This window comes from Roseovarius roseus (genome assembly GCF_043355935.2).
Taxonomy (GTDB): Bacteria; Pseudomonadota; Alphaproteobacteria; order Rhodobacterales; family Rhodobacteraceae; genus Roseovarius; species Roseovarius roseus.
Genome location: NZ_JBHFPE020000001.1, coordinates 248130 through 271180 on the forward strand (window position 1 = coordinate 248130; position 23051 = coordinate 271180).

General features: G+C 63.5%; 24 protein-coding genes. 15 read left to right on the forward strand and 9 right to left on the reverse strand.

All coding sequences use genetic code 11. The annotated features are described in order from the left end of the window. The first annotated feature begins 72 nt into the window (after positions 1-72). Positions 73-750 carry a cysteine hydrolase family protein gene (locus ACEWPL_RS01325; RefSeq protein ID WP_393934968.1) on the forward strand — a complete coding sequence of 226 codons (678 nt, stop codon included), beginning with the start codon at positions 73-75 and terminating at the stop codon, positions 748-750. Positions 751-759: 9 nt separating this feature from the next. Here the strand turns inward: ACEWPL_RS01325 and ACEWPL_RS01330 are convergent, their stop codons facing one another. Continuing rightward, positions 760-1533 carry a DeoR/GlpR family DNA-binding transcription regulator gene (locus tag ACEWPL_RS01330; RefSeq protein WP_393934967.1) on the reverse strand — a complete coding sequence of 258 codons (774 nt, stop codon included), beginning with the start codon at positions 1531-1533 and terminating at the stop codon, positions 760-762. Positions 1534-1720: 187 nt separating this feature from the next. On the opposite strand from ACEWPL_RS01330, the gene ACEWPL_RS01335 reads away from it, so the two are divergent. From ACEWPL_RS01335 to ACEWPL_RS01395, 13 genes are all read left to right on the forward strand, one after another. Then, positions 1721-2956: a class-III pyridoxal-phosphate-dependent aminotransferase gene (locus ACEWPL_RS01335; RefSeq protein ID WP_393934966.1), complete on the forward strand. Its 1236-nt coding sequence runs from the start codon at positions 1721-1723 to the stop codon at positions 2954-2956. Further along, positions 2953-4485, forward strand: coding sequence for an aldehyde dehydrogenase family protein (locus ACEWPL_RS01340; protein WP_393934965.1), 1533 nt, complete (start codon positions 2953-2955; stop codon positions 4483-4485). The genes ACEWPL_RS01335 and ACEWPL_RS01340 overlap by 4 nt, the downstream gene beginning before the upstream one ends. Then, on the forward strand, positions 4482-5093 hold the full coding sequence (locus ACEWPL_RS01345) for a hypothetical protein (RefSeq protein WP_393934964.1): 612 nt from the start codon (positions 4482-4484) through the stop codon (positions 5091-5093). The genes ACEWPL_RS01340 and ACEWPL_RS01345 overlap by 4 nt, the downstream gene beginning before the upstream one ends. Continuing rightward, the gene (locus ACEWPL_RS01350) at positions 5090-5539 is read left to right on the forward strand and encodes a hypothetical protein (protein ID WP_393934963.1); all 450 of its coding nucleotides are present in this window, start codon (positions 5090-5092) and stop codon (positions 5537-5539) included. The genes ACEWPL_RS01345 and ACEWPL_RS01350 overlap by 4 nt, the downstream gene beginning before the upstream one ends. Next, a complete protein-coding gene (locus ACEWPL_RS01355; protein WP_393934962.1) occupies positions 5536-5808 on the forward strand; it encodes a EutN/CcmL family microcompartment protein in 273 nt (90 codons plus the stop codon). Before ACEWPL_RS01350 ends, ACEWPL_RS01355 begins: the two co-directional genes overlap by 4 nt. Positions 5809-5820: 12 nt before the next feature. Continuing rightward, complete coding sequence (locus ACEWPL_RS01360) at positions 5821-6099, forward strand: BMC domain-containing protein (RefSeq protein ID WP_336425359.1); 279 nt, start codon at positions 5821-5823, stop codon at positions 6097-6099. Between the two features lie 24 nt (positions 6100-6123). Next, positions 6124-6753: a microcompartment protein gene (locus ACEWPL_RS01365; RefSeq protein WP_393934961.1), complete on the forward strand. Its 630-nt coding sequence runs from the start codon at positions 6124-6126 to the stop codon at positions 6751-6753. A 91-nt stretch (positions 6754-6844) separates the two neighbouring features. Beyond that, a complete protein-coding gene (locus tag ACEWPL_RS01370) occupies positions 6845-7978 on the forward strand; it encodes an ABC transporter substrate-binding protein (protein ID WP_393934960.1) in 1134 nt (377 codons plus the stop codon). A gap of 68 nt (positions 7979-8046) precedes the next feature. After that, positions 8047-9135, forward strand: coding sequence for an ABC transporter ATP-binding protein (locus ACEWPL_RS01375; protein WP_393934959.1), 1089 nt, complete (start codon positions 8047-8049; stop codon positions 9133-9135). Then, positions 9132-9983, forward strand: a complete 852-nt coding sequence (locus tag ACEWPL_RS01380; protein WP_393934958.1) for an ABC transporter permease — start codon at positions 9132-9134, stop codon at positions 9981-9983. The genes ACEWPL_RS01375 and ACEWPL_RS01380 overlap by 4 nt, the downstream gene beginning before the upstream one ends. Position 9984: 1 nt before the next feature. Beyond that, entirely contained in the window at positions 9985-10785 is an 801-nt protein-coding gene (locus ACEWPL_RS01385) for an ABC transporter permease (protein WP_393934957.1), read from the forward strand. Positions 10786-10808: 23 nt separating this feature from the next. Continuing rightward, positions 10809-11579 (forward strand): 3-oxoacyl-ACP reductase FabG, encoded by a 771-nt coding sequence (fabG, locus tag ACEWPL_RS01390; RefSeq protein ID WP_393934956.1) that lies wholly within the window; start codon positions 10809-10811, stop codon positions 11577-11579. A gap of 42 nt (positions 11580-11621) precedes the next feature. Further along, positions 11622-12629, forward strand: coding sequence for a phosphotransferase enzyme family protein (locus tag ACEWPL_RS01395; protein WP_393934955.1), 1008 nt, complete (start codon positions 11622-11624; stop codon positions 12627-12629). 535 nt (positions 12630-13164) lie between these two features. On the opposite strand, the gene gltA is transcribed toward ACEWPL_RS01395, so the two are convergent. Then, a complete protein-coding gene (gene gltA / locus ACEWPL_RS01400) occupies positions 13165-14460 on the reverse strand; it encodes a citrate synthase (RefSeq protein WP_393934954.1) in 1296 nt (431 codons plus the stop codon). Between the two features lie 76 nt (positions 14461-14536). Then, positions 14537-15946, reverse strand: coding sequence for a glutamate--tRNA ligase (gene gltX, locus ACEWPL_RS01405; RefSeq protein WP_393935388.1), 1410 nt, complete (start codon positions 15944-15946; stop codon positions 14537-14539). Between the two features lie 90 nt (positions 15947-16036). On the opposite strand from gltX, the gene ACEWPL_RS01410 reads away from it, so the two are divergent. Next, positions 16037-18088 (forward strand): ComEC/Rec2 family competence protein, encoded by a 2052-nt coding sequence (locus tag ACEWPL_RS01410; RefSeq protein WP_393934953.1) that lies wholly within the window; start codon positions 16037-16039, stop codon positions 18086-18088. Here ACEWPL_RS01410 and lexA read toward each other — a convergent pair. The 6 genes from lexA to ACEWPL_RS01440 form a co-directional block, all read right to left on the reverse strand. Then, entirely contained in the window at positions 18082-18780 is a 699-nt protein-coding gene (gene lexA, locus ACEWPL_RS01415) for a transcriptional repressor LexA (RefSeq protein WP_393934952.1), read from the reverse strand. The genes ACEWPL_RS01410 and lexA overlap by 7 nt on opposite strands. A 78-nt stretch (positions 18781-18858) precedes the next feature. Further along, entirely contained in the window at positions 18859-20031 is a 1173-nt protein-coding gene (locus ACEWPL_RS01420) for a molybdopterin molybdotransferase MoeA (RefSeq protein ID WP_393934951.1), read from the reverse strand. Positions 20032-20066: 35 nt separating this feature from the next. Next, positions 20067-20543, reverse strand: coding sequence for a cyclic pyranopterin monophosphate synthase MoaC (moaC, locus tag ACEWPL_RS01425; protein WP_393934950.1), 477 nt, complete (start codon positions 20541-20543; stop codon positions 20067-20069). Continuing rightward, on the reverse strand, positions 20544-21359 hold the full coding sequence (gene trpC / locus ACEWPL_RS01430; RefSeq protein ID WP_393934949.1) for an indole-3-glycerol phosphate synthase TrpC: 816 nt from the start codon (positions 21357-21359) through the stop codon (positions 20544-20546). Beyond that, entirely contained in the window at positions 21356-22378 is a 1023-nt protein-coding gene (trpD, locus tag ACEWPL_RS01435; protein ID WP_393934948.1) for an anthranilate phosphoribosyltransferase, read from the reverse strand. The genes trpC and trpD overlap by 4 nt, the downstream gene beginning before the upstream one ends. Further along, entirely contained in the window at positions 22375-22956 is a 582-nt protein-coding gene (locus tag ACEWPL_RS01440; protein ID WP_393934947.1) for an anthranilate synthase component II, read from the reverse strand. Before ACEWPL_RS01440 ends, trpD begins: the two co-directional genes overlap by 4 nt. Positions 22957-23051: the final 95 nt, after the last annotated feature.

Genomic DNA, 23051 nt, shown 5'->3' on the forward strand with positions numbered 1-23051 from the left:
GCATGAGCTGACTTGATAAACGGGCAGGGGCGCCGCTAGTCTTGCCCCTGACGCCGCCATGGGAGCACGGGAATGTCTTGGAAGACCGCGTATCGTTCATTCTATTACGCAGATGCGGATGAGCCCGAGGACATCGCGCTCGATCCCGCGCGCACGGCGCTGTTGATGATCGACGTGCAGAACACCTATCTGCAGGACAAGGACACGCCCGAGGAAACGGCGCGCTGGCAGCCGTTTTACGAGCGGATGAATGGCACGGTCATCCCCAATTGCGCGCGCCTGATCGAGACATGCCGCGCCAGGGGCGTCGAGGTGATCCATGCCCGCATTGCCTGTCATAAGGACGATGGGCGCGACCGCTCGCTCAGCCAGAAAAAGCCAGGCTTCAATTACCTTCTGCTGCCCAAAAACGAGTGGGACGCGCAGATCGTCGATGCGCTGGCCCCCAAGGACGACGAGATCACGGTGGAGAAGACCACCGATAGCGCCCTGACGGGCACAAATCTGCGGCTGATCCTGCGCAATATGGGCATAACTGATGTCATCGTCGCGGGGATATTTACGGATCAATGCGTGTCGTCGACCGTGCGCAGCCTAGCCGATGAAAGCTTTGCCGTGGTCGTCGCCCATGATTGCTGCGCCGCCGCCACGATGGAGCTGCACGAGGCCGAGCTGAGGATCATCAACATGATCTACTGTCACGTCGCCAGCCTGCCGGAGGTCGAAGGCTTCATCCAATCGCCCGGCTAGGGCGGAGCGTCAGGCCCGGTCGCTGAGGTGCAGCGCCGCGCCGCCATCCTCAATCCGTTTCAGCAGATCGGCGGGTGGGCAGGTATCGGCAACCAGATGAATGCCCTCGGTCCAGCCGGTGATATAGCGCAGCGAGCGGCGGTCGAATTTGGACTGATCGGCCAGGATATAAGCCGTTTGCGAGCATTCGATCATCGCGCGATAGACCTCGGACGGGCCCAGCATCGCCTCGCTGACGCCGCCGACATCCACACCCGACGCACCCATGAAGGCGACCGGAGTATAGAAATGGCGGATGGCCGCCACCGTTTCGGGGCCAGTGACCAAACCTTCCTTGCCATCATAGACGCCCGGAAGGCACATGATCTGGATGTTCGAATTCTCCGACAGCTCGGCCGCGATACGGTGCGCGGGCGTCAGCACCGTGAGGCGCCGGCCCGTGCTGCGCAGGGCGCGGGCGAAATGCAGTGTCGTGGCGCCGCCGCCGATAAAAATCGTCTCGGCATCGCCCACAAGGTCGAGGGCAAGCTGCGCTATGGCCTGACGCGCCTCGATATGCTGGGTGAGGCGTTCGGCCAGATGCGGCTCGGAGACCTGACCGCGCACGGCGCCGCCATAGGTGCGGCTGATGCGGCCGGTCTCGTCCAGGTGGCTCAGATCGCGGCGGATGGTCTCGGATGACACGTCCAGAACGTCCGCCAGTTCGCTGACCCGCATCGCCGGATTTCGATCAAGCGCCTCCAGGATCCGCTCCTGCCGCCTGTTCTTCTTGGAAACTGCCATTCATCGCCTCTTTGCTCATGTTTTATTCTTATAGCGTACCATTTGACCGTGTCACCGCTCAAAAATGACCGACTTACCACAAAAATAATTGCCAGACCCAACTTAATCGCTAGAGTGATGGGTGACTGAGGGGGAATCGCGCGTGTTCAACTACGGATTTTTCAGCTTCGACTCCAAAGACGACCTTATGAAAAAGGCCGCCGAATACTGGAATCCGGGCAAGGTGCAGTTCTGGAGCGATGCCGGAACGCCGATGGTGATCGACAGGCGCGAGGAATATTTCCTGTATGACATGTCGGGCAAACGCCTGATCGACCTGCACCTGAATGGCGGCACCTACAATTTCGGCCACCGCAACCCCGAGCTGGTGGCGACGCTGAAATCCGGCCTCGACTATTTCGACATGGGCAACCACTGGTTCCCCTCCGTCGCGCGCGCCGCCTTTGCCGAGCAGCTGATCAAGACCGCGCCGCATATGCAGTACGCCATCTTCGGCGCGGGCGGGGCCGAGGCGGTGGAAATCGCCCTGAAAACAGCGCGCTACACCACCAAACGCAAGAAGATCGTGTCGATCATCAAGGGCTATCACGGCCATTCGGGCCTCTCGGTCGCCACCGGCGACGAGCGGTTTTCCAAGATATTCCTTGCCGACAGGCCCGACGAGTTCCTGAACGTGCCGTTCAACGACCCGGACGCGCTGGAGGAGGTGCTGAAGAAGGGCGATGTTGCCGCGTTCATCATCGAGACGATCCCGGCGACCTACGGTTTTCCCATGCCGGATGACGATTACCTGCGCGAATGCCACCGTATCTGCCGCAAGTATGGCACGCTCCTGATCGCCGACGAGGTGCAGACGGGCCTCATGCGGACCGGTGTCATGTGGGGCTGGCAAGGGTACGGCATTCAGCCCGACATCATGGTCTGCGGCAAGGGTCTGGGCGGGGGCATCTACCCCATCTCGGCCTGCCTCGTGACCAAGGAGTGCGGTGGCTGGCTGACCGAGGATGGCGCGGCGCATATCTCCACCTCGGGCGGGGCCGAGTTGGGCTGTATCGTAGGGCACAAGGTGATCGAGATGCTGCAGAGGCCCGAGATAATCTCGAACGTGCATTTCGTGTCTGAATTCTTTGCCACCGCCATGGCCGAGATGATGGAGCGGCACAGCGATATCTTTGTGGGTGTGCGCCAGCGCGGCGTCGTTCTGGGGCTGGAATTCGATCATCCGGAGGGTGCAGTCGCCGTCAGCCGCGCGCTTTATGAAAATGGTGTCTGGGCGATCTTCTCGTCCCTAGACAAGCGGGTTCTGCAGTTCAAACCGGGCGTCATGCTGGGCGTGGATGTCTGCCAGGAGATCATGGATCGCTTTGACGCCGCGATGCCGCGTGCCCGCCAACTGCTGAAAACGATGAGGACAGCCGCATGAGCGCCGATCCCAACGCCTCGCGCCTGAACGTTCCGGACCCGCATATCGCGACCGCGCATATGAAGGTCAGCCGCGGCCATTGGGCCGTGCGCCAGTTCGGCCGGGCCAGCCGCGAGACGGTGCTGAAAGTGGCCGAGGCTGTGGCCCGCGCGGCCCATGCAAAGGCCGGGCACTACGCAGACTGGGCCGTGCGCGAGACTGGCTTCGGCGTGGTCGAGCACAAGAAGATCAAGAACGAGTTGAGCAGCCTTCCGCTCCTCGACTACTACCGCGATCTGGATCTGGTCAGCCCCCGGGTGCTGCCGGATGACAAGATGGTCGAGTTGCCCAAACCTGCCGGGGTCATCTTTGCCCTGACGCCCGCGACCAACCCGGTAGCGACGCTGTACTACAAGACCTTGATGGCCATTCTCAGCCGCAACGCCATCGTCTTCAGCCCGCATCCCGCCGCGCGGGAATGCAGCGTCGATGCCGCCAGAACGCTGGCCGAGGCCGCCGAGACAGCGGGCGCGCCCTCCGGCCTCATCCAGTGCATCGAGCATCCCTCGGTGCCGCTGGTGCAGGAGGTCATGGCGTCCGACAAGGTCGCTGTCATCATGGCGACGGGCGGCGGCGCGATGGTGCGTGCGGCCTATTCCTCGGGCAATCCCGCCTTGGGGGTGGGGCCGGGGAATGCGGTAGCCTATGTGGATCCCTCGGCCAAGGTGGACGCGGCGGCGCGGCGGCTGATCGACAGCAAGAGCTTTGATAATTCAGTACTTTGCACGAATGAGAGTGTCGTTCTGACGCTGGACAGCAATCGCGGCAACGTGGAGCGCGCCTTGCGCAGTGCCGGCGCGCATCTGTGCAACGAAGCCGACACCGACAAGCTGCGCGACTACCTGTTTGGCGAGAATGGCTTCAACGTGGCCGCCATAGGGAAATCCGCCGTTTGGATCGCCGACCAGGCGGGTATTCGCGTCAGCCCCTCCGTGCGCGTTCTGGTCCCGATCATCACCGCGCCAGGGCAGGACGATGCGCTTTTCCGCGAAAAGCTGTGTCCAGTGCTGACCCTCGCTTCGGCGGTGGATTTTCAGCAGGCCATGACCATCGCCGCGCAGATCGCGCGGCGCGGCGGCGGGCATTCGGCGGCCTTCCACGGCGAGGCGCCGGATCGCCTGCTGCACTTCTCGCAGCATCTGCCGGTCTACCGCGTGGTCGTCAACGCGCCTTGCAGTCAGGGGGCCTCCGGCTTTGCCACACATCTGCCGCCGACCTTCATGGTCGGCACCGGTTTCGCGGGGCGCTCCTCGGTGGGGGAGAATGTGGGGCCGCAGCATTTGGTTCACTGGACGCGCATCGCCTATAACAGTGACGCCTCGGTGCCCTTCGATCAGTTCGATCTGTCGGTGCTGGACCATAAGGCGCCCGCGTCGGCAAAGGCCCATGCCGCGCCCCGCGCGCCCTCGGCCCTGCCGGAGCCTGACCGCGACATGCTGCGCCAGCTCATCCTCGAAGAGCTTCGCGGCCTGACGGGAGGCGATAAATGACCGATCTGCGCGCCTCCATCTTCATCGACCAGTTGCAGCCGCAGACGCTGGCCTATCTCAGCACCTGGATGCGTGGATCGCTGCCGCGCGCGCGCATGGCCGCGCAGATCGTCGAGATCGCGCCCGGACTCGACGTAGAGGCGCTGACCGACGCGGTTCTCAAATCCGCCGATGTGCGCGCCGGACTTCTGGTGGTCGAGCGGCAGTTTGGCACGCTGCAGTTTCATGCGCGCTCGACCGCCGAGGTTCAGGCGGGGGCGGCGGCGGTGATGGAGCAACTGGGCCAGACGGCGGCGGATGTCGCGCCGCCCAAGATCCTGGCCTCCAAGATCGTGACCAATATCGAGAACCAGCACGCGTTCCTCATGAACCGCAACAAGATGGGCTCGATGGTGCTGGGGGGCGAGAGCATCTACCTCCTGGAATGCCAGTCTGCCGCCTACGCCGTACTAGCCTGCAACGAGGCGGAAAAAGAAGCCGATATCAAGGTGATCGACATGCGCCCCATCGGCGCGAACGGGCGGCTCTACCTTGCCGGAACCGAGGCGGATGTGCGCAACGCGCGGGGCGCGGCCGAGGCAGCGCTGCGCACCGCGGGGGCCGAATGATGTCTAGCCTGCGCGACGAGATCAGAAGCATATTGCGTGAGGAGATCGCGGCGCTGAGGGCCGAGATGCCCCAGGCGCGGGCGCCTGAGCGCGTGCAGCTGCACGGCAGCGCCGATCTGGACCGCTTTGCGCGCGATCTGGTGACACGGGCGCAGCACGATCCCGCCTTCGCCGCCGCCGTGACCAGCGGCGCGCAAAGGTTCGAGCTGCTGGGCGCGATGCCGACACCCGCCAACACCCCGGCGCCGCGTATCGTGACCGGCCCGGCCAGTCCGGCCCGCGCCAAGGCGACCGAGTTATCGAAGAAACTGGTGACCGAGCGCGACATCGACGCGCTGGACCGGGACGCCCGCGTGCTGCGCGTTCCCAAACAATGCCGCCTCACGCCGCTTGCTAATGACGAGGCGCGGCGCCGGGGCATCAGGATCGAAAGGTTTGCATCATGATACGCGCAACCGTCAGCGGAAAAATCTGGGCCTCGCGCCGGATAGAGACGATGCCCATTGGCGCATATCTGGAGGTTGAGACCGAGACGGGCGCGCGCCTTATCGCCTACGACCCGCTGGGCTGCGCGCCCGGCGAGGCGGTTCTGATCACGCAAGGTTCGGTCGCGGCTGCATACTTTACCGGGCACACGGCGCCCATCGATGCGCTGATCATCGGCTCCATCGACGAAGAAACATCCCAGAAAACCGGCAAGTCCCGGAAAAGCTAAAGGAGAGAACTCATGGCTAATCTCGCTATCGGAATGATCGAAACCAAGGGCTATGTGCCCGCCCTGTCCGCCGCGGACGCGATGGTCAAGGCGGCCAATGTGGAAATCGTGGCCCGCAACGAGGTGGGCGGCGGCCTTGTCTCGGTCGTCGTGCGCGGCGATGTGGGCGCGGTCAAGGCCGCGACCGAAGCAGGCGCCGAGGCGGCCTCCCAGGTGGGCGAAGTGACCGCCGTGCATGTCATTCCGCGCCCACACGCGGATCTGGGCAAGCATTTCGACGCTGCCAAGTAACCCGACCAGCACCGGAGCATCTTGATGACCGAACTACGCGTCTACCTGCCGATCGAGGATCTGCAACCGCAGTTTGCGGCCTATCTTTCGTCGCCGACGCGGGCGCGGGGCTATCCGCCCTTTACCGGGCAGAACTCGCTTATCATCGAAGTGGCTCCGGCGCTGAGCATCCACCGCATCACCGATCTGGCGCTGAAGGAGGCGCCGGACATGGAGCCGGGGATCCTCTTTACCGAGCGCCAGTTCGGCCTGCTGGAACTGCACGCAGACGACATGAAGGATGTCGAGGTGGCGGGCAGGGCGATCCTGAAGGGGATCGGGGCGAAACCGACGGACCAGTTGGCGCCGACGATCCTATACCATGACATCATCGAGGATCTGTCGGACCAGCATGCGATCATCCTCAACCGCTCGCGCGACGGGTCGATCCTGGTGCCGGGCGTGGCGCTGCTGATCTACGAGATGGCGCCGGCGCTATTTGCCTGCGTCGCCGCGAACGAGGCCGAGAAGGCCGCGCCGAATGCGGTGATCAACGACGTGCAGATGATGGGCGCGACGGGCCGGATCTTCATGTCGGGCAGTGTAGCCGACATGAAGATCGCCCGCGATACGATCACTGCAAAACTCGAAGGCATAAAGGGGCGCAAATCCTAGAACGACCAAGGCCCGGACCGGGGCTCAAGCGCCGCCAGAGCGCGACACCGGGGCCGGTAGAACCCAAATCCAACAATAGGGAGCATTGATCATGAAACTATCACGACGCCAGTTTACCGGTGGTGCCGGTGCGCTTCTGGGGGCCAGTGGCCTGATGGGCGCAAGCGCGGCCCATGCTGCGCGCGATAACGAGCTGAACATCCTGTGCTGGGAGGGCTACAACTCGGACCAGGTGCTGGGCCCCTACCGCGACATGCACCCGGACGCGACCGTGCGGGCCGAGAGCGGCACCTCCGACCCAGACATGATCAACAAATTGCGCGCGGGCGAGGTGCGCGTGTGGGATCTGATCAACGTGAACCAGCCCTGGGCGCGCGAGCAGCTTTTCCCCGAAGGCCTTATCAAGCCGATGGATAAAGACCGCTTCATGCCCTATTTCGACAAGATGCTGCCGGCCTTCGCCGAGCCCTATCCGCTTGCCTTCGCCGAGAGCGGTGAGCTGATCGGCATGCCGCAGCGCTACGGCCCGTTCTCCTTTGTCGTCAACACCGACAAGATCAGCCGCGAGACGGCCGAGGACCAGGGCTGGAACCTCTTCCTCGACGAGAAGATGAAGGGCCGCTACGGCGTTCTGACCTATGATAACTGGAACGTCATGCATATGTGCCTGACTGCCGGTCTGAACCCGTTCCAGGCGATCGAGGGCGACGATGCCGAGAAGTTCAAGGGCGTGGCGCAGCAGATCTTTGGCAATGCGCGCCTTCTGACGGACGATCTGGTGGCGATGAATACCGCGCTCATCAACGGCGAGATCGACGCCTATTTCACCGGCGGCACCTATACCGCATCGCCCGCGCGCTATGACGGGCAGACGCAGGTGCGGGCGATCACACCCAATTCCGGCCCGGTGGACGGAAAGGGCGGTGTCGTCTGGGTCGAGTTGACATCGGTCGTCAACAATCCCGATCCCTCGGGCCTTGCGCAGGATTTCCTGGAATTCGTGCAGACGCCCGAGATCGCCCATGCGGTCGCCTTTACCGAAGGCACCTACAACCCCGTCGCCCAGATGGGCAGCGAGGATGTGATGGCGCTCTTCAGCGAGGACGAACTGGACGCGATCCAGATGGACAGCCTCGAAGAGGAGATGGCGCGATCGCTCGATTACCAGGTGATCACCTCCTACGACGCGCTGATCGACATCTACACGCAGGCGCGCCGCAGCTGAGTGTGCGCGTGGCGGGGCGCCGGTCTGTCCGGCGTCCCGCAGAATGCCCTAAAGATCCGGAGACCTAGATGTCGCCCAATCCAATTCTGCGCCTTCGAGGCGTCCGCAAGGAGTTCGGACGGTTCACGGCCCTGCATGGTATCGACCTCGAAATCGAGGAGGGCGAGTTCTTTACCATCGTCGGGCCGTCGGGCAGCGGCAAGTCGACCATCATCCGCCTGCTTGTTGGAATGGATGAGATCACCGATGGCGAGATCTGGCTGCGCGATGACCGTATCGATGCGGTCCCGGCCAATCTGCGCCCGACCTGCATGGTCTTTCAGTCGCTGGCCCTCTTTCCGCACATGTCCGTGGGCCAGAACATCGAATTCCCGCTGAAACTGCGCAAGGTGGACGCGGCGGCGCGCAAGACCCGCGCGATAGAGCTGCTGGAGCTCTTGCACCTGCCGGCCAGCTATTACGACAAGCGTGTCACCGAATGCTCGGGCGGCGAGCGGCAGCGCGTGGCGCTGGCCCGCGCGCTGGCCTTCGACCCCGAGATCCTCTTCTTCGACGAGCCGCTCTCGGCGCTGGATTATCGCCTGCGCAAGAGCCTTGAGAAGGAATTGAAGGATCTGCACGCCCGCACCGGCAAGACGTTCGTCTACATCACTCACAGCCTCGAAGAGGCGATGGTCATGTCCGATCGGATCGCCATCATGAAGGAAGGTCGGTTCGAGCAGATTTCCGACGCTGACAGGATTTATTCACAGCCGGTTTCGCGCTTTGTCGCGGAATTCATGGGCGAGGTGAACCTCTTCGACGTCTCGGCCTCGAAAGGCCGCATCGATGGGGCGGGCCTGACGGCGGCGCAGAATGACGCCACCCGCGCCATGGCCGAGCGGATCGCCGCCGCGCGCGGCGCAACGCTGATGATCCGGCCCGAATACGTGCAGTTCCTGGAGGGCGGCGCCAGCGCCGATTTCATTGTTGAGGGCACCCTGCACGGTATCTACGCGCTGGGCTCGCGTATTCATTACGAGGTCAAGACAGAAGACGGCCAGATCCTGACCGTCGAAAAGCTGCGCGAGGATCGCCATGACGGGGCCGAGGGCGACCGCGTGCGCCTTGGCTTCGACGCGGGCCGCGCGCATGTGATCGGGGCAGACCCGGCATGAAACGACTGGACCGCAAACTGGGCGCACTCGCCTCCCTGCCGATGCTGGCGGTGCTGCTGCTGGCCTTCCTCGCGCCGCTGGGGCTGGTCGCGATCTTCTCGATCATGCCCGAAAAGGTTTTCAGCATCTTCAACATGCCCAATTTCGCGGCTTACAAGACATTCGCGACCCAAGGCTATTGGCGCTCGCTGCTCTGGACGCTGCTCATGGCCTTTGCAGCTACCACGATCCTCTTCGTGATCTGCTGGCCGCTGGCCTACGGTATGGCCAAGGTGTTCAAACGCTTTGCGCTGGTCATCACCATCGCCGTGGTGATGAGCCTGTTCGTGTCCGAGAACATCCGCCTTTTCGGCTGGGTGCTGACGCTGATGAAGGGCGGCCTTTTCGAGGGCTACATCCGCAACTGGACGGGCACCGGGTTTGAAAGCCCGCTCTATAATGCGGGCATCATCATCTTCGGCATCGTTTACGTCTATCTGCCCTTCATGCTCTTTCCGCTCGCGCAAGGCATCTCGATGGTGCCCGAGGACGCGCGGCAGGCGGCGCGCGATCTGGGCGCGACGCGCTGGCAGGTGCTGACGCAGATCGACCTGCCGCTGGCGGCTCCGGGGATCATGGTGGGCTACCTTTTGACTTTTGTTCTGGCCGCCGGCGCCATGGCTGAGGCCAAGATCCTGGGCGGGCGCGCCGTGATCGTCATCGCCGACGACATCCAGACCGCCTTTACCTATGGGCAGAACTGGTCGCTGGGCGCGGCACTGTCGATGGTGCTGATCCTCGTGATCGGCACGCTGGCTATCTACGGCGTGGCCAAGATCGACCTCGACAAGATCATGGGGAGGGGCTGAGATGCAGACATCCCGCGCCACGCGCATCGCGCTGATGATCTATGGCCTCGTGATCATCGCGTTTCTCTACCTGCCATTGGTCTCGGTCGCCTTCGCGTCGGTCTCCAAGGCGCGCTACCTCAGCTTTCCGATCCGCCGCTACTCGACCGGCTGGTTCACGGATGCAGTGAATAGCCAGGCGGTGCATGAACTGGCGCTGACATCGCTCAAGATCGCGGTGATCGTGACCGTCCTGTCGATGGTCATCGGGTTTTTTGGCGCGCTGGCCTTCGCGCGCTACCAGTGGCGCTACCGCTCGCTGTTTCAAAAGCTGGTGCTGCTGCCAATCTTCTTTCCGCAGACGGTGCTCGGCCTTGCGCTGCTGATGTGGTTCAACTCTCTGGGCATCATCCCGACATGGAAGACGGCCGTGGTCGCGCATCTGGTCTGGATTGCGCCCATTGCCACGCTGATCGTCGCCATCCGCGCCTACAGCTTCGACCCCGCGCTGGAGGAGGCCGCGCGCGACATGGGCGCCTCGACCGGGGTTATCCTGCGTGAGATCACGCTGCCCTTGCTGATGCCGGGCGTCATCAGCGCGGGCCTCTTCGCATTTCTGCTGAGCTGGGGAAATTTCCCGCTGTCGCTCTTCACCACGGGGGCGGATTCCACGCTGCCGGAATGGCTCTACGCGAAAATGGTCTCGGGCTATTCGCCCCTCGTGCCGACGCTTGGCATCCTGTCGGTGATCGGCTCGTTCCTGCTGGTGCTGGTCGCACTCACCGGCGTCGCGCTTTACCGGGCGCTGCGCCCGCAAAACTGAAAACGACATAGGGAGGAAAAATCATGCTGACATCCATCAAGGGAAAGAGCGTCATCGTCACCGGCGGCTCCAAGGGCATCGGGCGGGGCATCGCCACCGTCTTTGCGGCGCAGGGGGCGAATGTCACGCTGATCGCGCGCAATGAGGCGGATCTGCAAAAGGCCTGTAGCGAGATGGGCGATCATGTCCGGTACGAGATCGCCGATGTGGGCGAATGGGACCAGATGAAGAAGGCCGTGGACAGCACCGCCAAGGCGCAGGGCGGGCTGGATATCATGTGCGCCAATGCCGGGTATTTCCCGCAAACCAAGATCGTCGACATGGATGTCGAGGAATGGGACAGCGTGATGGCCTGCAACCTCCGCTCGTCATTTCTGGCGGTCAAGGCGGCGATCCCGCATTTCGAGAAGGCCGGCAAGGGCCGGGTTGTGCTGACCTCGTCGATCACCGGGGCCGTCACGGGCTTTCCCGGCTGGTCGCATTACGGCGCGTCCAAGGCCGGTCAGCTGGGATTTCTCAAGACCGCGGCGATGGAGCTGTCGCGCTACAACACCACGATCAACGCGGTGCTGCCGGGCAATATCTACACCGAGGGGCTGCAAGGGCTGGGGCAGGATTACCTAGACACGATGGCCGCCTCGATCCCGCTGAAACGCCTTGGTGCGGTCGAGGATATCGGCAACGCCGCACTTTTCTTTGCCTCGGACGAGGCGGGGTACATCACCGGCCAGCAGGTCATCGTGGATGGCGGTCAGATCCTGCCCGAGTCGCTGGAAGCGATGGACGAGATCTGAGCAAGACGGTGCCCCGGCCCGGGCCAAGACAAAGGAGCGACCATGGCACAGACCGACATGCCGCTGGCAGATCTTCTGATCCATCTCGAACGGCTGGCACAGCAATCGCTGAGCCTTTGGGACATGCCGCCCAACGCGCGTGCGCGGCTGATCAATGTATCCGAGAACGCCACCTATCTCGTCGAGGCGGATGGCGGCTGGAAGGCAATTTTGCGCATCCACCGTGAGGCTTATCACACCCGCCGCGCGATCGAATGCGAGCTGGCCTGGATCGCCGCGCTGAAAGAAGCGCGCGCGGTGGTCACGCCCGACAGCTACGCTGGCAAGGATGGAGAGGTCATCCAGGAGGGGCGCATCGAGACGCTGGAAAATCCGCGCTACATGGTGCTGTTCGAGTTTGTCGAAGGCACCGAGCCGGACGAGACCGGCGATCTGGAGGGCCCCTTCAAGGAGTTGGGCGAGATCGCCGCTCGCACGCATGAACACTCGAAGGGCTGGGAGCGCCCCGCGCGGTTCGAGCGGCTGACCTGGAATGTCGAGACGATCCTTGGCAAGCAGACGAACTGGGGCGACTGGCGAGATGCGCCGCATGTCACGCCCGAGGTCGCGGCGGTTCTGGAGCGGGTCGAGGCCCGCGTGCGCGCCCGGCTGGAGGCGTTCGGCGATGGGGCTGATCGATACGGGCTGATCCATGCCGATATGCGGCTGGCGAACCTGCTGACCGGGCCGATGGGTACGCGGCTGATCGACTTCGACGATTGCGGGTTCGGCTGGTTTCTCTACGATTTCGCAACCGGCATCAGCTTCATGGAGGATGACCCGCGCGTGCCCGCCCTGAAAGAAGCCTGGGTGCGCGGCTATGAAAAGGTGCGCCCGCTGACGGCTGAGGAAAAAGCCGAGATCGACACCTTTGTCATGCTGCGCCGCATGGCCCTTCTGGCGTGGATCGGCAGCCATATCGAGGCGCCCGAACCGCAGGCGATGGCCCCGGATTTCGCGCGCGTCACTGCCGAACTGGGCACGGCGTGGCTGGCCAGGACCGAGGTCTGATCCCTGTTCAGGTCGGTGCTGCTGTACCCTTTGGGCGAGTGATAGCTGGCTGGGCCGATACCGGATCAGGCATCGGGCAACACCGCAACCAATCCCGACAGCCGCGCAACCGAGCAGGAATTCATAGACAAAGCGGTTCGGCCCTGTGCAGGTGATCCGAGCAATCTCTCTTTTGCCGGGCCGCACCAGGATGGCCCATGCGTCAAAACAAAACGTCTCACCGTCAATCGTAGCAATAGCGTAGTCCAAAAAAACCTGATCTGTCCTTGGATCTCTGACGAGACCAAGCCGATCAGGGGACGCAAGCATGGGATTAGTTGCCTCTTGAGGCTGCATAGCCCGACGCGGCTGCGGCGGGTGGGCGAGGAAAATGCGCCTCGCGAAACGCGTCTGCAGCGGCCACATACTGCGTGGGGTAAACCGTTTAGGAAATAAATACTGTAGTTTCAGTGTCTTCGCCTGATGCATGCTCTGTAATGAGCATAGAAAAAGGCGCAGCGGTGATGCTGCGCCTTTGCCCGTTTTCCTGCTTCGCTCAGCGGTTTTCGATATCGACGTAATCGCGCAGCGTGGCCCCGGCATAAAGTTGGCGGGGGCGGCCGATCTTCAGCTGCGGATCGGCGATCATCTCTTTCCACTGGGAAATCCAGCCGACAGTGCGCGAGACGGCAAAGATTGCCGTAAACATCGAGGTGGGGAAGCCCATCGCCTCAAGAATGATACCCGAGTAGAAATCGACATTCGGGAACAGTTTCTTATCCGCGAAATAAGGATCGGCCAGCGCCTGCTTTTCCAACTCTTTCGCGACCTGCAGTGTCGGATTGTCCTCGATCCCCATCAGGTCCAGAACCTCGTCCGCCGACTGCTTCATCACCTTCGCGCGCGGATCGAAATTCTTGTAGACGCGGTGGCCGAAGCCCATGAGGCGGAAGGGATCGTTCTTGTCCTTGGCGCGGGCGATGTATTCGGGGATGCGGTCGACTGTCCCGATCTCGCGCAGCATCTCAAGGCAGGCCTGATTTGCGCCGCCATGGGCGGGGCCCCAAAGGCAGGCTATGCCGGCCGCGATGCAGGCAAAGGGGTTGGCGCCCGAGGACGAGGCGAGGCGCACGGTAGAGGTGGAGGCGTTCTGCTCGTGATCCGCGTGCAGGGTAAAGATGCGGTCCATCGCGCGGCTGAGGATCGGGTTGACCTCGTAATCCTCGGACGGAACGGCAAAGCACATGCGCAGGAAATTCGACGCGTAGTCGATATCGTTGCGCGGATAGACGAACGGCTGGCCAATCGTGTATTTGAAGGCCATCGCGGCGATGGTCGGCATCTTGGCGATCATGCGGACCGATGCGACCTCGCGCTGCCACGGATCGTTGATATCGGTGCTGTCGTGATAGAACGCGCTCAGCGCGCCGACAACGCCCACCATGATCGCCATGGGCGGCGCGTCGCGGCGGAAGCCGCGGAAAAGGAAATGCATCTGCTCGTGCAGCATCGTGTGATTCGTTACGCGCGACTCGAAATCCTCAAGCTGGGCTGCTGAGGGCAGCTCGCCATAGAGGAGCAGGTAGCAGACCTCGAGATAATGAGATTTCTCGGCCAGCTGGTCGATCGGGTAGCCGCGGTGCAGCAACTCGCCTTTTTCGCCGTCGATAAAGGTGATCGTGCTGTCGCAGCTGGCGGTCGAGGTGAAGCCGGGGTCATAGGTGAACACGCCCGCCTTCCCATAGAGCTTGCGGATGTCGATGACATCAGGCCCGGCGGTGGGCGTGTGGATGGGAAGCTCGTATTCCTTGCCGTCGATGCTCAGCGTGGCGGTTTTCTTGTCGTCGGCCATAAGGCGTTCTCCCTGTTGCGAACCGCGGGCCATACCCCCGGTTCGGGCTGGATAATCTACTGGCCTTACGGCGGGATTAATCCGCGCCGGTGCCTGCATCCTCGAGGCGGGCGAGCGTTTCGGCCTGCCCCAGAACCAGCATCATGTCATAGACGCTGGGCGTTGCGCTGCGCCCGGCCAGCGCGGCCCTGAGCGGGCCTGCCATCTTGCCGAACTTGATACCGCGCGCCTCCGCAAAATCGTTCATAAACGCCTCGAGGCTCGTCCGGTTCCAATTAGCATTTTGCAGATGCGGCGTCAATTCTCGCAGCATACCACGGGATACCGTATCCAGTTGCGCGGCGGCTTTCTCGTCAATATCCAGAGGGCGCGAGGCCATGATAAACTGACCCTTTTCAAGGAGTTCTATGTAAGTGCGTGCACGTTCCTTGAGGTGCGGCATTGCGTCCAGAAACATCGCCGCTTGCTCGGGCGTAAGGCGCGGGCGGGCGGTGACTTGCAAAAATTCTTCAAGTTGATGCAGCAGCGCAGCATTTTCCGTCGCGGCCATGTGCTGACCGCAGATATTCTCAAGCTTCTTGAAATCGAACCGCGCGGCGGATTTGCCGATCCCGCCCAAATCGAACCATTCCTGCGCCTCGGCATCGGTGAAGAACTCGGCATCCCCATGGCTCCAGCCGAGCCGGGCGAGGTAGTTGCGCATGCCTGAAGCTGGATAACCCATCTGGCGGTATTCCTGCGTTCCCAGCGCGCCGTGGCGCTTGCTCAGCTTCTTGCCATCGGGGCCGTGGATCAGCGGGATATGCGCATAGACGGGCAGGGGCCAGCCCTTCGCGGTATAGATCATCATCTGGCGGGCCGCATTGTTGAGGTGGTCATCGCCGCGAATGACATGGGTCACGCCCATGTCGTGATCGTCCACGGCTACGGCCAGCATGTAGACGGGCGTGCCGTCCGAGCGCAGCAGCACCATGTCATCCAGTTGGTCGTTGCGGATGGTCACGCGGCCCTGCACGGCGTCCTCGATCACGGTCGCCCCTTCCAGCGGCGCCTTGATGCGAATGACGTAGGGCAGATCCGGATGCGTCTCGGGCGCGGCATCGCGCCACGGGCTGCGATAGAGGGTCGAGCGGCCCTCCTCCTTGGCCTTGTCGCGGAAGGCCTGGATTTCCTCTTGGGACGCAAAGCATTTATAGGCCTGCCCTGCTTCCAGCATCTGATGTGCGACCTCGGCGTGGCGGCTGGCGCGCTCGAACTGGCTGACCACTTCGCCGTCATGGTCGAGGCCCATCCACGCCATCCCGTCCAGAATGGCCTGCGTCGCCTCGGGGGTCGAGCGGGCGCGGTCGGTATCCTCGATGCGCAGCAGAAACTGGCCGCCGTGACCCCGCGCGAACAACCAGTTGAACAGGGCCGTGCGCGCCCCGCCGATATGCAGATAGCCGGTGGGCGAGGGGGCGAAACGGGTCACGACCTTTTGGGACACCAGATTGGACATGGGGGCGCATTAACCTTTCGGTAACGATGTCGGGGATAGGTTCGGCGTCTGTCTACCTATGAGCGGGAAGGGAAACAAGTGGCGGCGCTCTGGCAGTATTCCGCGGGCGTGCTGCTTTTGCAGCGGGGGCATCTGATCGGCTGGGCGCCTGTTTGCCTCGGCATTGGGATCGGCCTCTATTTCACGCTTCCGGCCGAGCCGGTCTGGCCTGCCTATCTGGCGCTTGCCGGGCTGATCGCGCTCTTGCTCTGGCTGTCGCGCAAGATGGGGCAGGCGGCCGCGCCGCTGGCCATCGGCGCGGCGCTCATCATTGCCGGAGCGCTGCTCGCGGGCGCACGCGCGCATCAGGTTGCCGGGCCGGTCCTTGGCTGGCGCTATTACGGCCCCATCGAGGGGCGCGTCGTGGGCATCGACCGATCGGCTTCGGACGCGGTGCGCGTGACGCTGGATAGGGTGCGCCTTGCAGGCGTCGCGCCGGACCGAACGCCAACACGTGTGCGTCTCTCGCTGCATTCCAAGACCGCAGGCGCGGCGCCGCAGCCCGGCCTCTATATGGGCGCGACGGGGCACCTCTCGCCGCCCTCCGGCCCGGTCGAGCCGGGCGGCTTCGATTTCCAGCGCCACGCGTGGTTCCAGGGGCTGGGCGCAGTGGGTTACACTCGCGTGCCTCTTGTCGCCTTGGCCCCGCCAAAGGGCGGGCAGTGGATGTTCCGCATCCGCATGGCCCTATCGGCGCGCGTTCAGGCGGCCCTGCCGGGAGAGACGGGGGCATTCGCCGCTGCGATCATGACCGGGGACCGTTCGGGCATGGGGCAGGACACGCTCACAGCGCTGCGCGTGTCGAATCTCGCGCATCTTCTGGCGATTTCGGGGTTGCATATGGGCCTGCTTACCGCCTTCGTCTTTGGCGCGCTCCGCTATGGCCTGGCCCTGGTGCCATGGATTGCCCTGCGCGCACCGGTCAAGCCGGTCGCCGCCGCGCTCGCCCTTGTCGTCGCGGCATTCTACCTCGGCCTTTCGGGCGGCAGCATCGCGACCGAGCGCGCCTTCATCATGGTTGCCGTCATGCTGGTCGCCGTGATGCTCAGCCGACGCGCGCTCAGCCTGCGGGCCGTGGCGCTGGCAGCGCTCATCGTGCTGGTCCTTCGGCCCGAGGCGTTGATGGGCCCCGGCTTCCAGATGAGCTTCGCAGCCACGACCGCGCTGATCGCCGTCTTTGGCTGGCTCCAGCATGACAGCGTTCCGCGCGGGCCCAAATGGCTGCGCCCGGTTATGGCGGTCGTGATCTCGTCCGGTGTGGCCGGACTGGCAACTGCCCCGATTTCGGCCGCGCATTTCAACCAGATCGCGCATTATGGCCTGATCGCCAATCTCGCCTCGGTTCCGCTGATGGGCGCGCTTGTCATGCCGGCCGCCGTTCTGTCGGTATGCCTTCTGCCATTCGGACTGGAAGGCGTGGGCCTTTGGGTGATGGGGTTGGGGCTGGACTGGATCCTCGGCGTCGCGCATTGGATCGCGGCGCAGGAGGGCGCCCGCGGCATGGTGTCCAGCCCGGGCGCATGGGTGCTTCCGCTCTTGGCGCTGGGGGCGCTTACGCTGATCCTCTGGCAGGGGCGGCTGCGTTTTGTCGGCGCCTTGCCGATGATCGCTGCCTTCGTATTATGGGCTGGGGCAGACCGCCCGCATATCCTGATTTCCGACACTGGCGGGCTGGTGGGCATCATGACGCCATCGGGCCGTGCGCTCAGCACGGCAAAGGGGGACGGATTCGCGGCGCAAAACTGGCTGGAGAATGACGGGGATCCAGCGACGCAGGAAGAGGCGGCGGCAAGATGGCCTCAGGATCCCGCCCCGGCGGGCTGGCCCGCCATTCGCGCTTTGCGCGGCAAGCGGGCGCTGGAAGGGCTGACCGGCTGCACCCAGCCCGGTCTGATCGTCATGAATTCAATTATGCCCCCGGACTGGACCAAAGCCGAGACCTGCAAAACTCTGGACGCGGCGGCCCTGCGGGATACCGGAGCGATGGCATTGCGGGGCGAGGATTTGGTTGCCATCACCGCCCGGCAAGTCTCGGGCGAGCGGCTCTGGAACGCGCGGCACAAGAGGCGCGCCGCGCGCATGGCTCAGTAGGTGCGGATGAGGCCGACGAGACGGCCCTGCACCTTGACCTTGTCATCGGGAAGGATACGGGTTTCATAGGCCGGGTTTGCCGCCTCGAGCGCAATCGCGCCGCCACGCCGGAAAAACCGTTTCAGCGTTGCCTCCTGATCCTCGACAAGGGCCACTACGATATCGCCATTATCGGCGGTCGATGTTTCACGGATCACGACGACATCACCGTCATTGATACCCGCGTCGATCATGGAATCGCCCTTGACCTCAAGCGCATAGTGCTCGCCGGGGCCAGCGATCATCGCGCCCGGCACGGCAACATTGTGTGACGCGTGCTGAATGGCCTCGATCGGGACACCGGCAGCGATACGGCCCATCACGGGCACTTCACAGGCGTCGACCGTAACAGCCCGGGCATTGGCAGGGGGCGGATCATCGGGCATGTCACCATCGATCACGCGTGCGGCAAAGCCATGGCTCGATGTGCCGCCCAGCGATTCCGGCAGCTTGACGATTTCGAGCGCGCGCGCGCGATGTGCAAGGCGGCGAATAAAACCGCGTTCTTCAAGGGCTGTGATCAGGCGGTGAATTCCAGACTTGGACCGCAGATCCAACGCATCCTTCATTTCATCGAAACTGGGTGGCACACCATCGCGCTGAACCCGCTTGTTGATGTATTCCAGCAAATCCAGCTGTTTCTTGGTCAGCATAGCGTCCGTCCCTCCGCCGATTTATCTGCGTTTGTTCTATGCATGTTCCCGTTTTGTGTCAAGCCTTTTGAGACCTGCTCAGATCGGCATGATGGAAATGAGGCTACCCTTGGGCGCGGGCGCGGCATGAACCGGCCTAACAATAAGGGCGTTGGCGCGCGCGAGAACGCTGAGAAGGGCGCTGTCCTGAGATATGGCGGGGATCACGACCCCGTTGTCCAGATGCCCGCGCATGTAATGCGCCCGAGGCCCGTTTTGCGGTAGGTCGGCGCCAAGCTCGGCCGTGATACACGGCGCGATCGCCTCACCAAGACCCAACATCGCGCGCAGCATAGGGAGGATGAAGACATGCCCACAAACCATTGCTGACACGGGATTTCCAGGCAGGCCGACCATCGCGGAGCCATTGATGCGCCCGGCCATCAGTGGCTTGCCCGGCCGCATGGCGATCTTGTAGAAGGATCGCTCGAGTCCAAGCCGGGCGGCAACCGCGCCGACAAGGTCATGATCGCCCACGGAAGCCCCGCCGATCGTGATGATCAAGTCGGCCCCATGTGCCAGAGTAAAGGCCGTTTCTAGCGATGCGGAATTGTCACGCGCGATGGGCAAAAGGCGTGCCATACCGCCGTTTTCCTCGATCAGGGCGGCCAGTCCGAATGTGTTGGAGGCGATGATCTGGTCGGAATTAGGTGCTTCGCCCGGCATGACCAACTCGTCACCCGTGGCGATGATGGCGACGCTCGGTTTGCGCGCGACGGGAATTTCAGCGTGATTCATCGCGGCCAGAAGCGCGATGTCATGCGGACGCAATCGACGTGGGGCCTCCATCGTCTCGCCGGCAGCAAAATCCGCCGCGGCGGGGCGGACATGCGTCGACGGATCGAGGGTATCGCCGAGCGTGATGGTGGATGAAGAAAGCTCGACATCCTCTTGAATGACAACGCGATCAGAGCCGTCTGGCAAGGGCGCACCGGTGAATATGCGCAAGGCTTGACCGGGGGCCAGGGTGCCGGACCAGCGATGACCGGCTGCCGCCTCACCGACCACGGTCAATGAGGCACCGGGCCGGGCGTCGACGGCGCGAACCGCATAGCCGTCCATCGCGGAGGCGGCGAAGGGCGGCTGATCACGCGAGGCGCTGACCTGCTTCGCCAGCACACGGCCGCAGGCGGCGTGGAGGGGCACCGTCTCGATGCCACTGAAACCGCTCAGGGCAAAGAGGTGCCGGAGGGCCTCATCGACGCTGATCATGCGGAGCAGCCGAAGCGCTGGGTATCCAAGTGCATTTATTTCGCCTCGTAACGCCCGGATTTTCCGCCATCTTTCAAAGTGACGCGCAATCCACCGATCTCCATCGCCCGGTCTACTGCTTTTGCCATGTCATAGACGGTCAGCGCAGCTACGCTGGCAGCGGTCAGTGCCTCCATCTCGACGCCGGTCTGTCCGGTTGTCTTGACGGTGGCCTCGATCCGCAGGCCCGGTAGGTCCGGGTCGAGAGTCAGGTCCACGCTAGCCTTCGCGATGGGCAGCGGATGGCACAGCGGGATCAGGTCGGGCGTTCGCTTGGCGCCCATGATCCCGGCAAGGCGCGCGACGGCCATGACGTCGCCTTTCTTGGCGCGGCCTTCAGAAATGATTTCAAAGGTTTCGCGCGCCATCCTGATGTGGCAAGCGGCGGTGGCGACGCGGGCCGTCGCCGGCTTGCCGGACACGTCGACCATATGCGCGTCGCCCTGCGAGTCGAAATGTGTCAGGCCCGCCATTTACATGCCTCCGGGGGTCAGGGGATTGGCAAGCAACTGGCGCGTTGCGCTGGCCACATCGTCGGCGCGCATCAATGTCTCGCCGATGAGGAAGCAGCGCGCGCCGTAACGTGCGATATCCGCAAGGTCCTCGCGCGTCTCGAGACCGCTTTCGCAGATGATGATACGGTCCTCGGGGACGTAGCGGGCGAGGGTGCGCGAGGTGTCGAGAGACGTCTCGAACGTGTTCAGATCGCGGTTGTTGATGCCGATCAGCTGAGACTTCAGCGCCTCCGCGCGGGTCAGCTCTTCGGCGTTGTGAACCTCGATAATCGCGTCCATGCCCCATTTTTCGGCGGCCTGTTCCAGCGCGGCGGCCTCGGCATCGGTGACGCTCGCCATGATGATCAGGATGCAGTCCGCGCCGAGGCTGCGCGCCTCGGCGACCTGGTAGGGATCATACATGAAATCCTTGCGCAGCACGGGCAAGTCGCAGGCGGCGCGGGCCTCCGTGAGGAATTCCTTGGCGCCCTGAAAGCTGGGCGTGTCGGTGAGGACCGAAAGGCAGGTGGCGCCGCCCTCGGCATAGGCCTGGGCCAGCGCGGCGGGGTCGAAATCCTCGCGGATAAGACCCTTGGAGGGGCTGGCCTTCTTGATCTCGGCGATGAGGCCATAGCCGCCGATGGAGGCCTGCAGCAGAGCCTCCTTGAAAGGACGCACTTCGGGCGCCGATTGGGCGCGCTCGGCCATTTCGTCGGGCGATACCTCGGCCTTGGTCGCCTCGATCTCGTCCAGCTTGTAGGCTTTGATCTTTTCGAGAATTGTGGGCGTGCTCATGTGGTCTCCGATGTAATTTTGGCAAGCGTTTCGAGGCATTTGAGGGCCGCCCCGCTATCGATGCTGGCCGCGGCCTGCTCGGCGCCCTCGGGAAGGGTTGCGGCGTGACCGGCCACCACCAGCGCCGCGGCGGAGTTCAGCAGCGCCGCATCGCGATACGCGCCGGGCGCGCCGTTCAGAAGCGCACGGAAGGCAGCGCCGTTTTCCTGCGGGGTGCCGCCCAGAATATCTTCGAACCGGTGCAGCGGCAGGCCGGCCTCTTCGGGATGTAGCTCGAACTCGGTGATGGAGCCATCCTCATTGAGGGCGGCAACCCAGCTATGCCCGCTAATGGCCAGCTCATCCGTGCCGTCACTGCCATGGACCAGCCATGCGCGGGTGGCGCCCAGCTGCCCCAGCGTTTCGGCCATGGGGCGGATCAGGTCGCGCCGATAGGCGCCGGTCAGCTGGAACTTGACGCCTGCGGGGTTGGTCAGGGGTCCGAGGATGTTGAAGATCGTCCGCGTGCCAAGCTCAGCCCGCACGGGGCCCACATGCGCCATCGCGGGGTGGTGCATCGGCGCCATCATGAAGGCGATACCAGCCTCTTTAAGCGCCTTTTCAACCACTGCCGGGCCAATCATGACGTTGACGCCCATTTGTCCCAGCGCATCGGCCGCGCCCGATTTCGAGCTGAGATTGCGGTTGCCATGCTTGGCCACGCAAACGCCCGCGCCCGCCACGACAAAGGCCGCTGCGGTCGAGATGTTGAGCGTGCCCTTGCCGTCGCCTCCGGTGCCGACGATATCCATCGCGCCCTCCGGCGCGCGCACCTTGTTGCATTTGGCGCGCATCACGGCGGCGGCGGCGGCGTATTCATCCACCGTCTCGCCTCGTGTGCGCAGCGCCATCAGAAAGCCGCCGATCTGGCTGGGCGTGGCCTCGCCCTCAAAAAGGATGCCAAAAGCCTGCTCGGCCTCGGCGCGCGTCAGCGGGCCGTTCGCTGCGGCGTCGATCAGGGGTTTGATCGCGTCGCTCATGCGGGCACCTTCATCATGTCGAGGAAATTCTTGAGCAGGGCATGCCCGTGCTGCGAGGCTATGGATTCAGGGTGAAACTGCACGCCCTCGATGGGAAGCTCGCGGTGGCGCAACCCCATGATGGTGCCATCCTCGAGATGCGCAGTGATCTCCAGGCAATCGGGCAGGCTCGCACGCTCGACCACAAGGCTGTGATAGCGCGTCGCCTCGAACGGCGAGGGGAGCCCCGCAAAGACGCCTTTGCCCTCGTGATACATCTGCCCCATCTTGCCATGCACGATTTCGCTGTGGCGCACGACGCGCCCACCAAAGGCCTGCCCGATGGTCTGGTGGCCAAGGCAGACGCCCAAGAGGGGAATGCGCGCCTGCGCCGCCGCCAGCGTCAGATCGAGGCAGATCCCCGCCTGATCCGGATCGCAGGGGCCGGGCGACAGCAAGATGCCCGCAGGCTTCATCGCCAGCGCGGCCTCCACGTCCAGCGCGTCGTTGCGGCGCACGATCACCTCGGCGCCCAGCTCTCCGACGTAATGCACCAGATTGTAGGTGAAACTGTCGTAATTATCGATGAGCAGCAGCATGTCGGCGGGTCCGTGTTGGAATTGCCCTATCGCCAGCGATCCCTTGGATTTGGGGTGGAGGCCGGGGGGGCGGTCGCGGTATACATGTTCAGGCT

What these genes read in the sequence shown, in the direction of transcription:
- ACEWPL_RS01325 (WP_393934968.1), top strand. Translation starts at nt 73, where the DNA reads ATGTCTTGGAAGACCGCGTATCGTTCATTCTATTACGCAGATGCGGAT.
- ACEWPL_RS01330 (WP_393934967.1), bottom strand. Translation starts at nt 1,533, where the DNA reads ATGGCAGTTTCCAAGAAGAACAGGCGGCAGGAGCGGATCCTGGAGGCG.
- ACEWPL_RS01335 (WP_393934966.1), top strand. Translation starts at nt 1,721, where the DNA reads ATGAAAAAGGCCGCCGAATACTGGAATCCGGGCAAGGTGCAGTTCTGG.
- ACEWPL_RS01340 (WP_393934965.1), top strand. Translation starts at nt 2,953, where the DNA reads ATGAGCGCCGATCCCAACGCCTCGCGCCTGAACGTTCCGGACCCGCAT.
- ACEWPL_RS01345 (WP_393934964.1), top strand. Translation starts at nt 4,482, where the DNA reads ATGACCGATCTGCGCGCCTCCATCTTCATCGACCAGTTGCAGCCGCAG.
- ACEWPL_RS01350 (WP_393934963.1), top strand. Translation starts at nt 5,090, where the DNA reads ATGATGTCTAGCCTGCGCGACGAGATCAGAAGCATATTGCGTGAGGAG.
- ACEWPL_RS01355 (WP_393934962.1), top strand. Translation starts at nt 5,536, where the DNA reads ATGATACGCGCAACCGTCAGCGGAAAAATCTGGGCCTCGCGCCGGATA.
- ACEWPL_RS01360 (WP_336425359.1), top strand. Translation starts at nt 5,821, where the DNA reads ATGGCTAATCTCGCTATCGGAATGATCGAAACCAAGGGCTATGTGCCC.
- ACEWPL_RS01365 (WP_393934961.1), top strand. Translation starts at nt 6,124, where the DNA reads ATGACCGAACTACGCGTCTACCTGCCGATCGAGGATCTGCAACCGCAG.
- ACEWPL_RS01370 (WP_393934960.1), top strand. Translation starts at nt 6,845, where the DNA reads ATGAAACTATCACGACGCCAGTTTACCGGTGGTGCCGGTGCGCTTCTG.
- ACEWPL_RS01375 (WP_393934959.1), top strand. Translation starts at nt 8,047, where the DNA reads ATGTCGCCCAATCCAATTCTGCGCCTTCGAGGCGTCCGCAAGGAGTTC.
- ACEWPL_RS01380 (WP_393934958.1), top strand. Translation starts at nt 9,132, where the DNA reads ATGAAACGACTGGACCGCAAACTGGGCGCACTCGCCTCCCTGCCGATG.
- ACEWPL_RS01385 (WP_393934957.1), top strand. Translation starts at nt 9,985, where the DNA reads ATGCAGACATCCCGCGCCACGCGCATCGCGCTGATGATCTATGGCCTC.
- fabG (WP_393934956.1), top strand. Translation starts at nt 10,809, where the DNA reads ATGCTGACATCCATCAAGGGAAAGAGCGTCATCGTCACCGGCGGCTCC.
- ACEWPL_RS01395 (WP_393934955.1), top strand. Translation starts at nt 11,622, where the DNA reads ATGGCACAGACCGACATGCCGCTGGCAGATCTTCTGATCCATCTCGAA.
- gltA (WP_393934954.1), bottom strand. Translation starts at nt 14,460, where the DNA reads ATGGCCGACGACAAGAAAACCGCCACGCTGAGCATCGACGGCAAGGAA.
- lexA (WP_393934952.1), bottom strand. Translation starts at nt 18,780, where the DNA reads ATGCTGACCAAGAAACAGCTGGATTTGCTGGAATACATCAACAAGCGG.
- ACEWPL_RS01420 (WP_393934951.1), bottom strand. Translation starts at nt 20,031, where the DNA reads ATGATCAGCGTCGATGAGGCCCTCCGGCACCTCTTTGCCCTGAGCGGT.
- moaC (WP_393934950.1), bottom strand. Translation starts at nt 20,543, where the DNA reads ATGGCGGGCCTGACACATTTCGACTCGCAGGGCGACGCGCATATGGTC.
- trpC (WP_393934949.1), bottom strand. Translation starts at nt 21,359, where the DNA reads ATGAGCACGCCCACAATTCTCGAAAAGATCAAAGCCTACAAGCTGGAC.
- trpD (WP_393934948.1), bottom strand. Translation starts at nt 22,378, where the DNA reads ATGAGCGACGCGATCAAACCCCTGATCGACGCCGCAGCGAACGGCCCG.
- ACEWPL_RS01440 (WP_393934947.1), bottom strand. Translation starts at nt 22,956, where the DNA reads ATGCTGCTGCTCATCGATAATTACGACAGTTTCACCTACAATCTGGTG.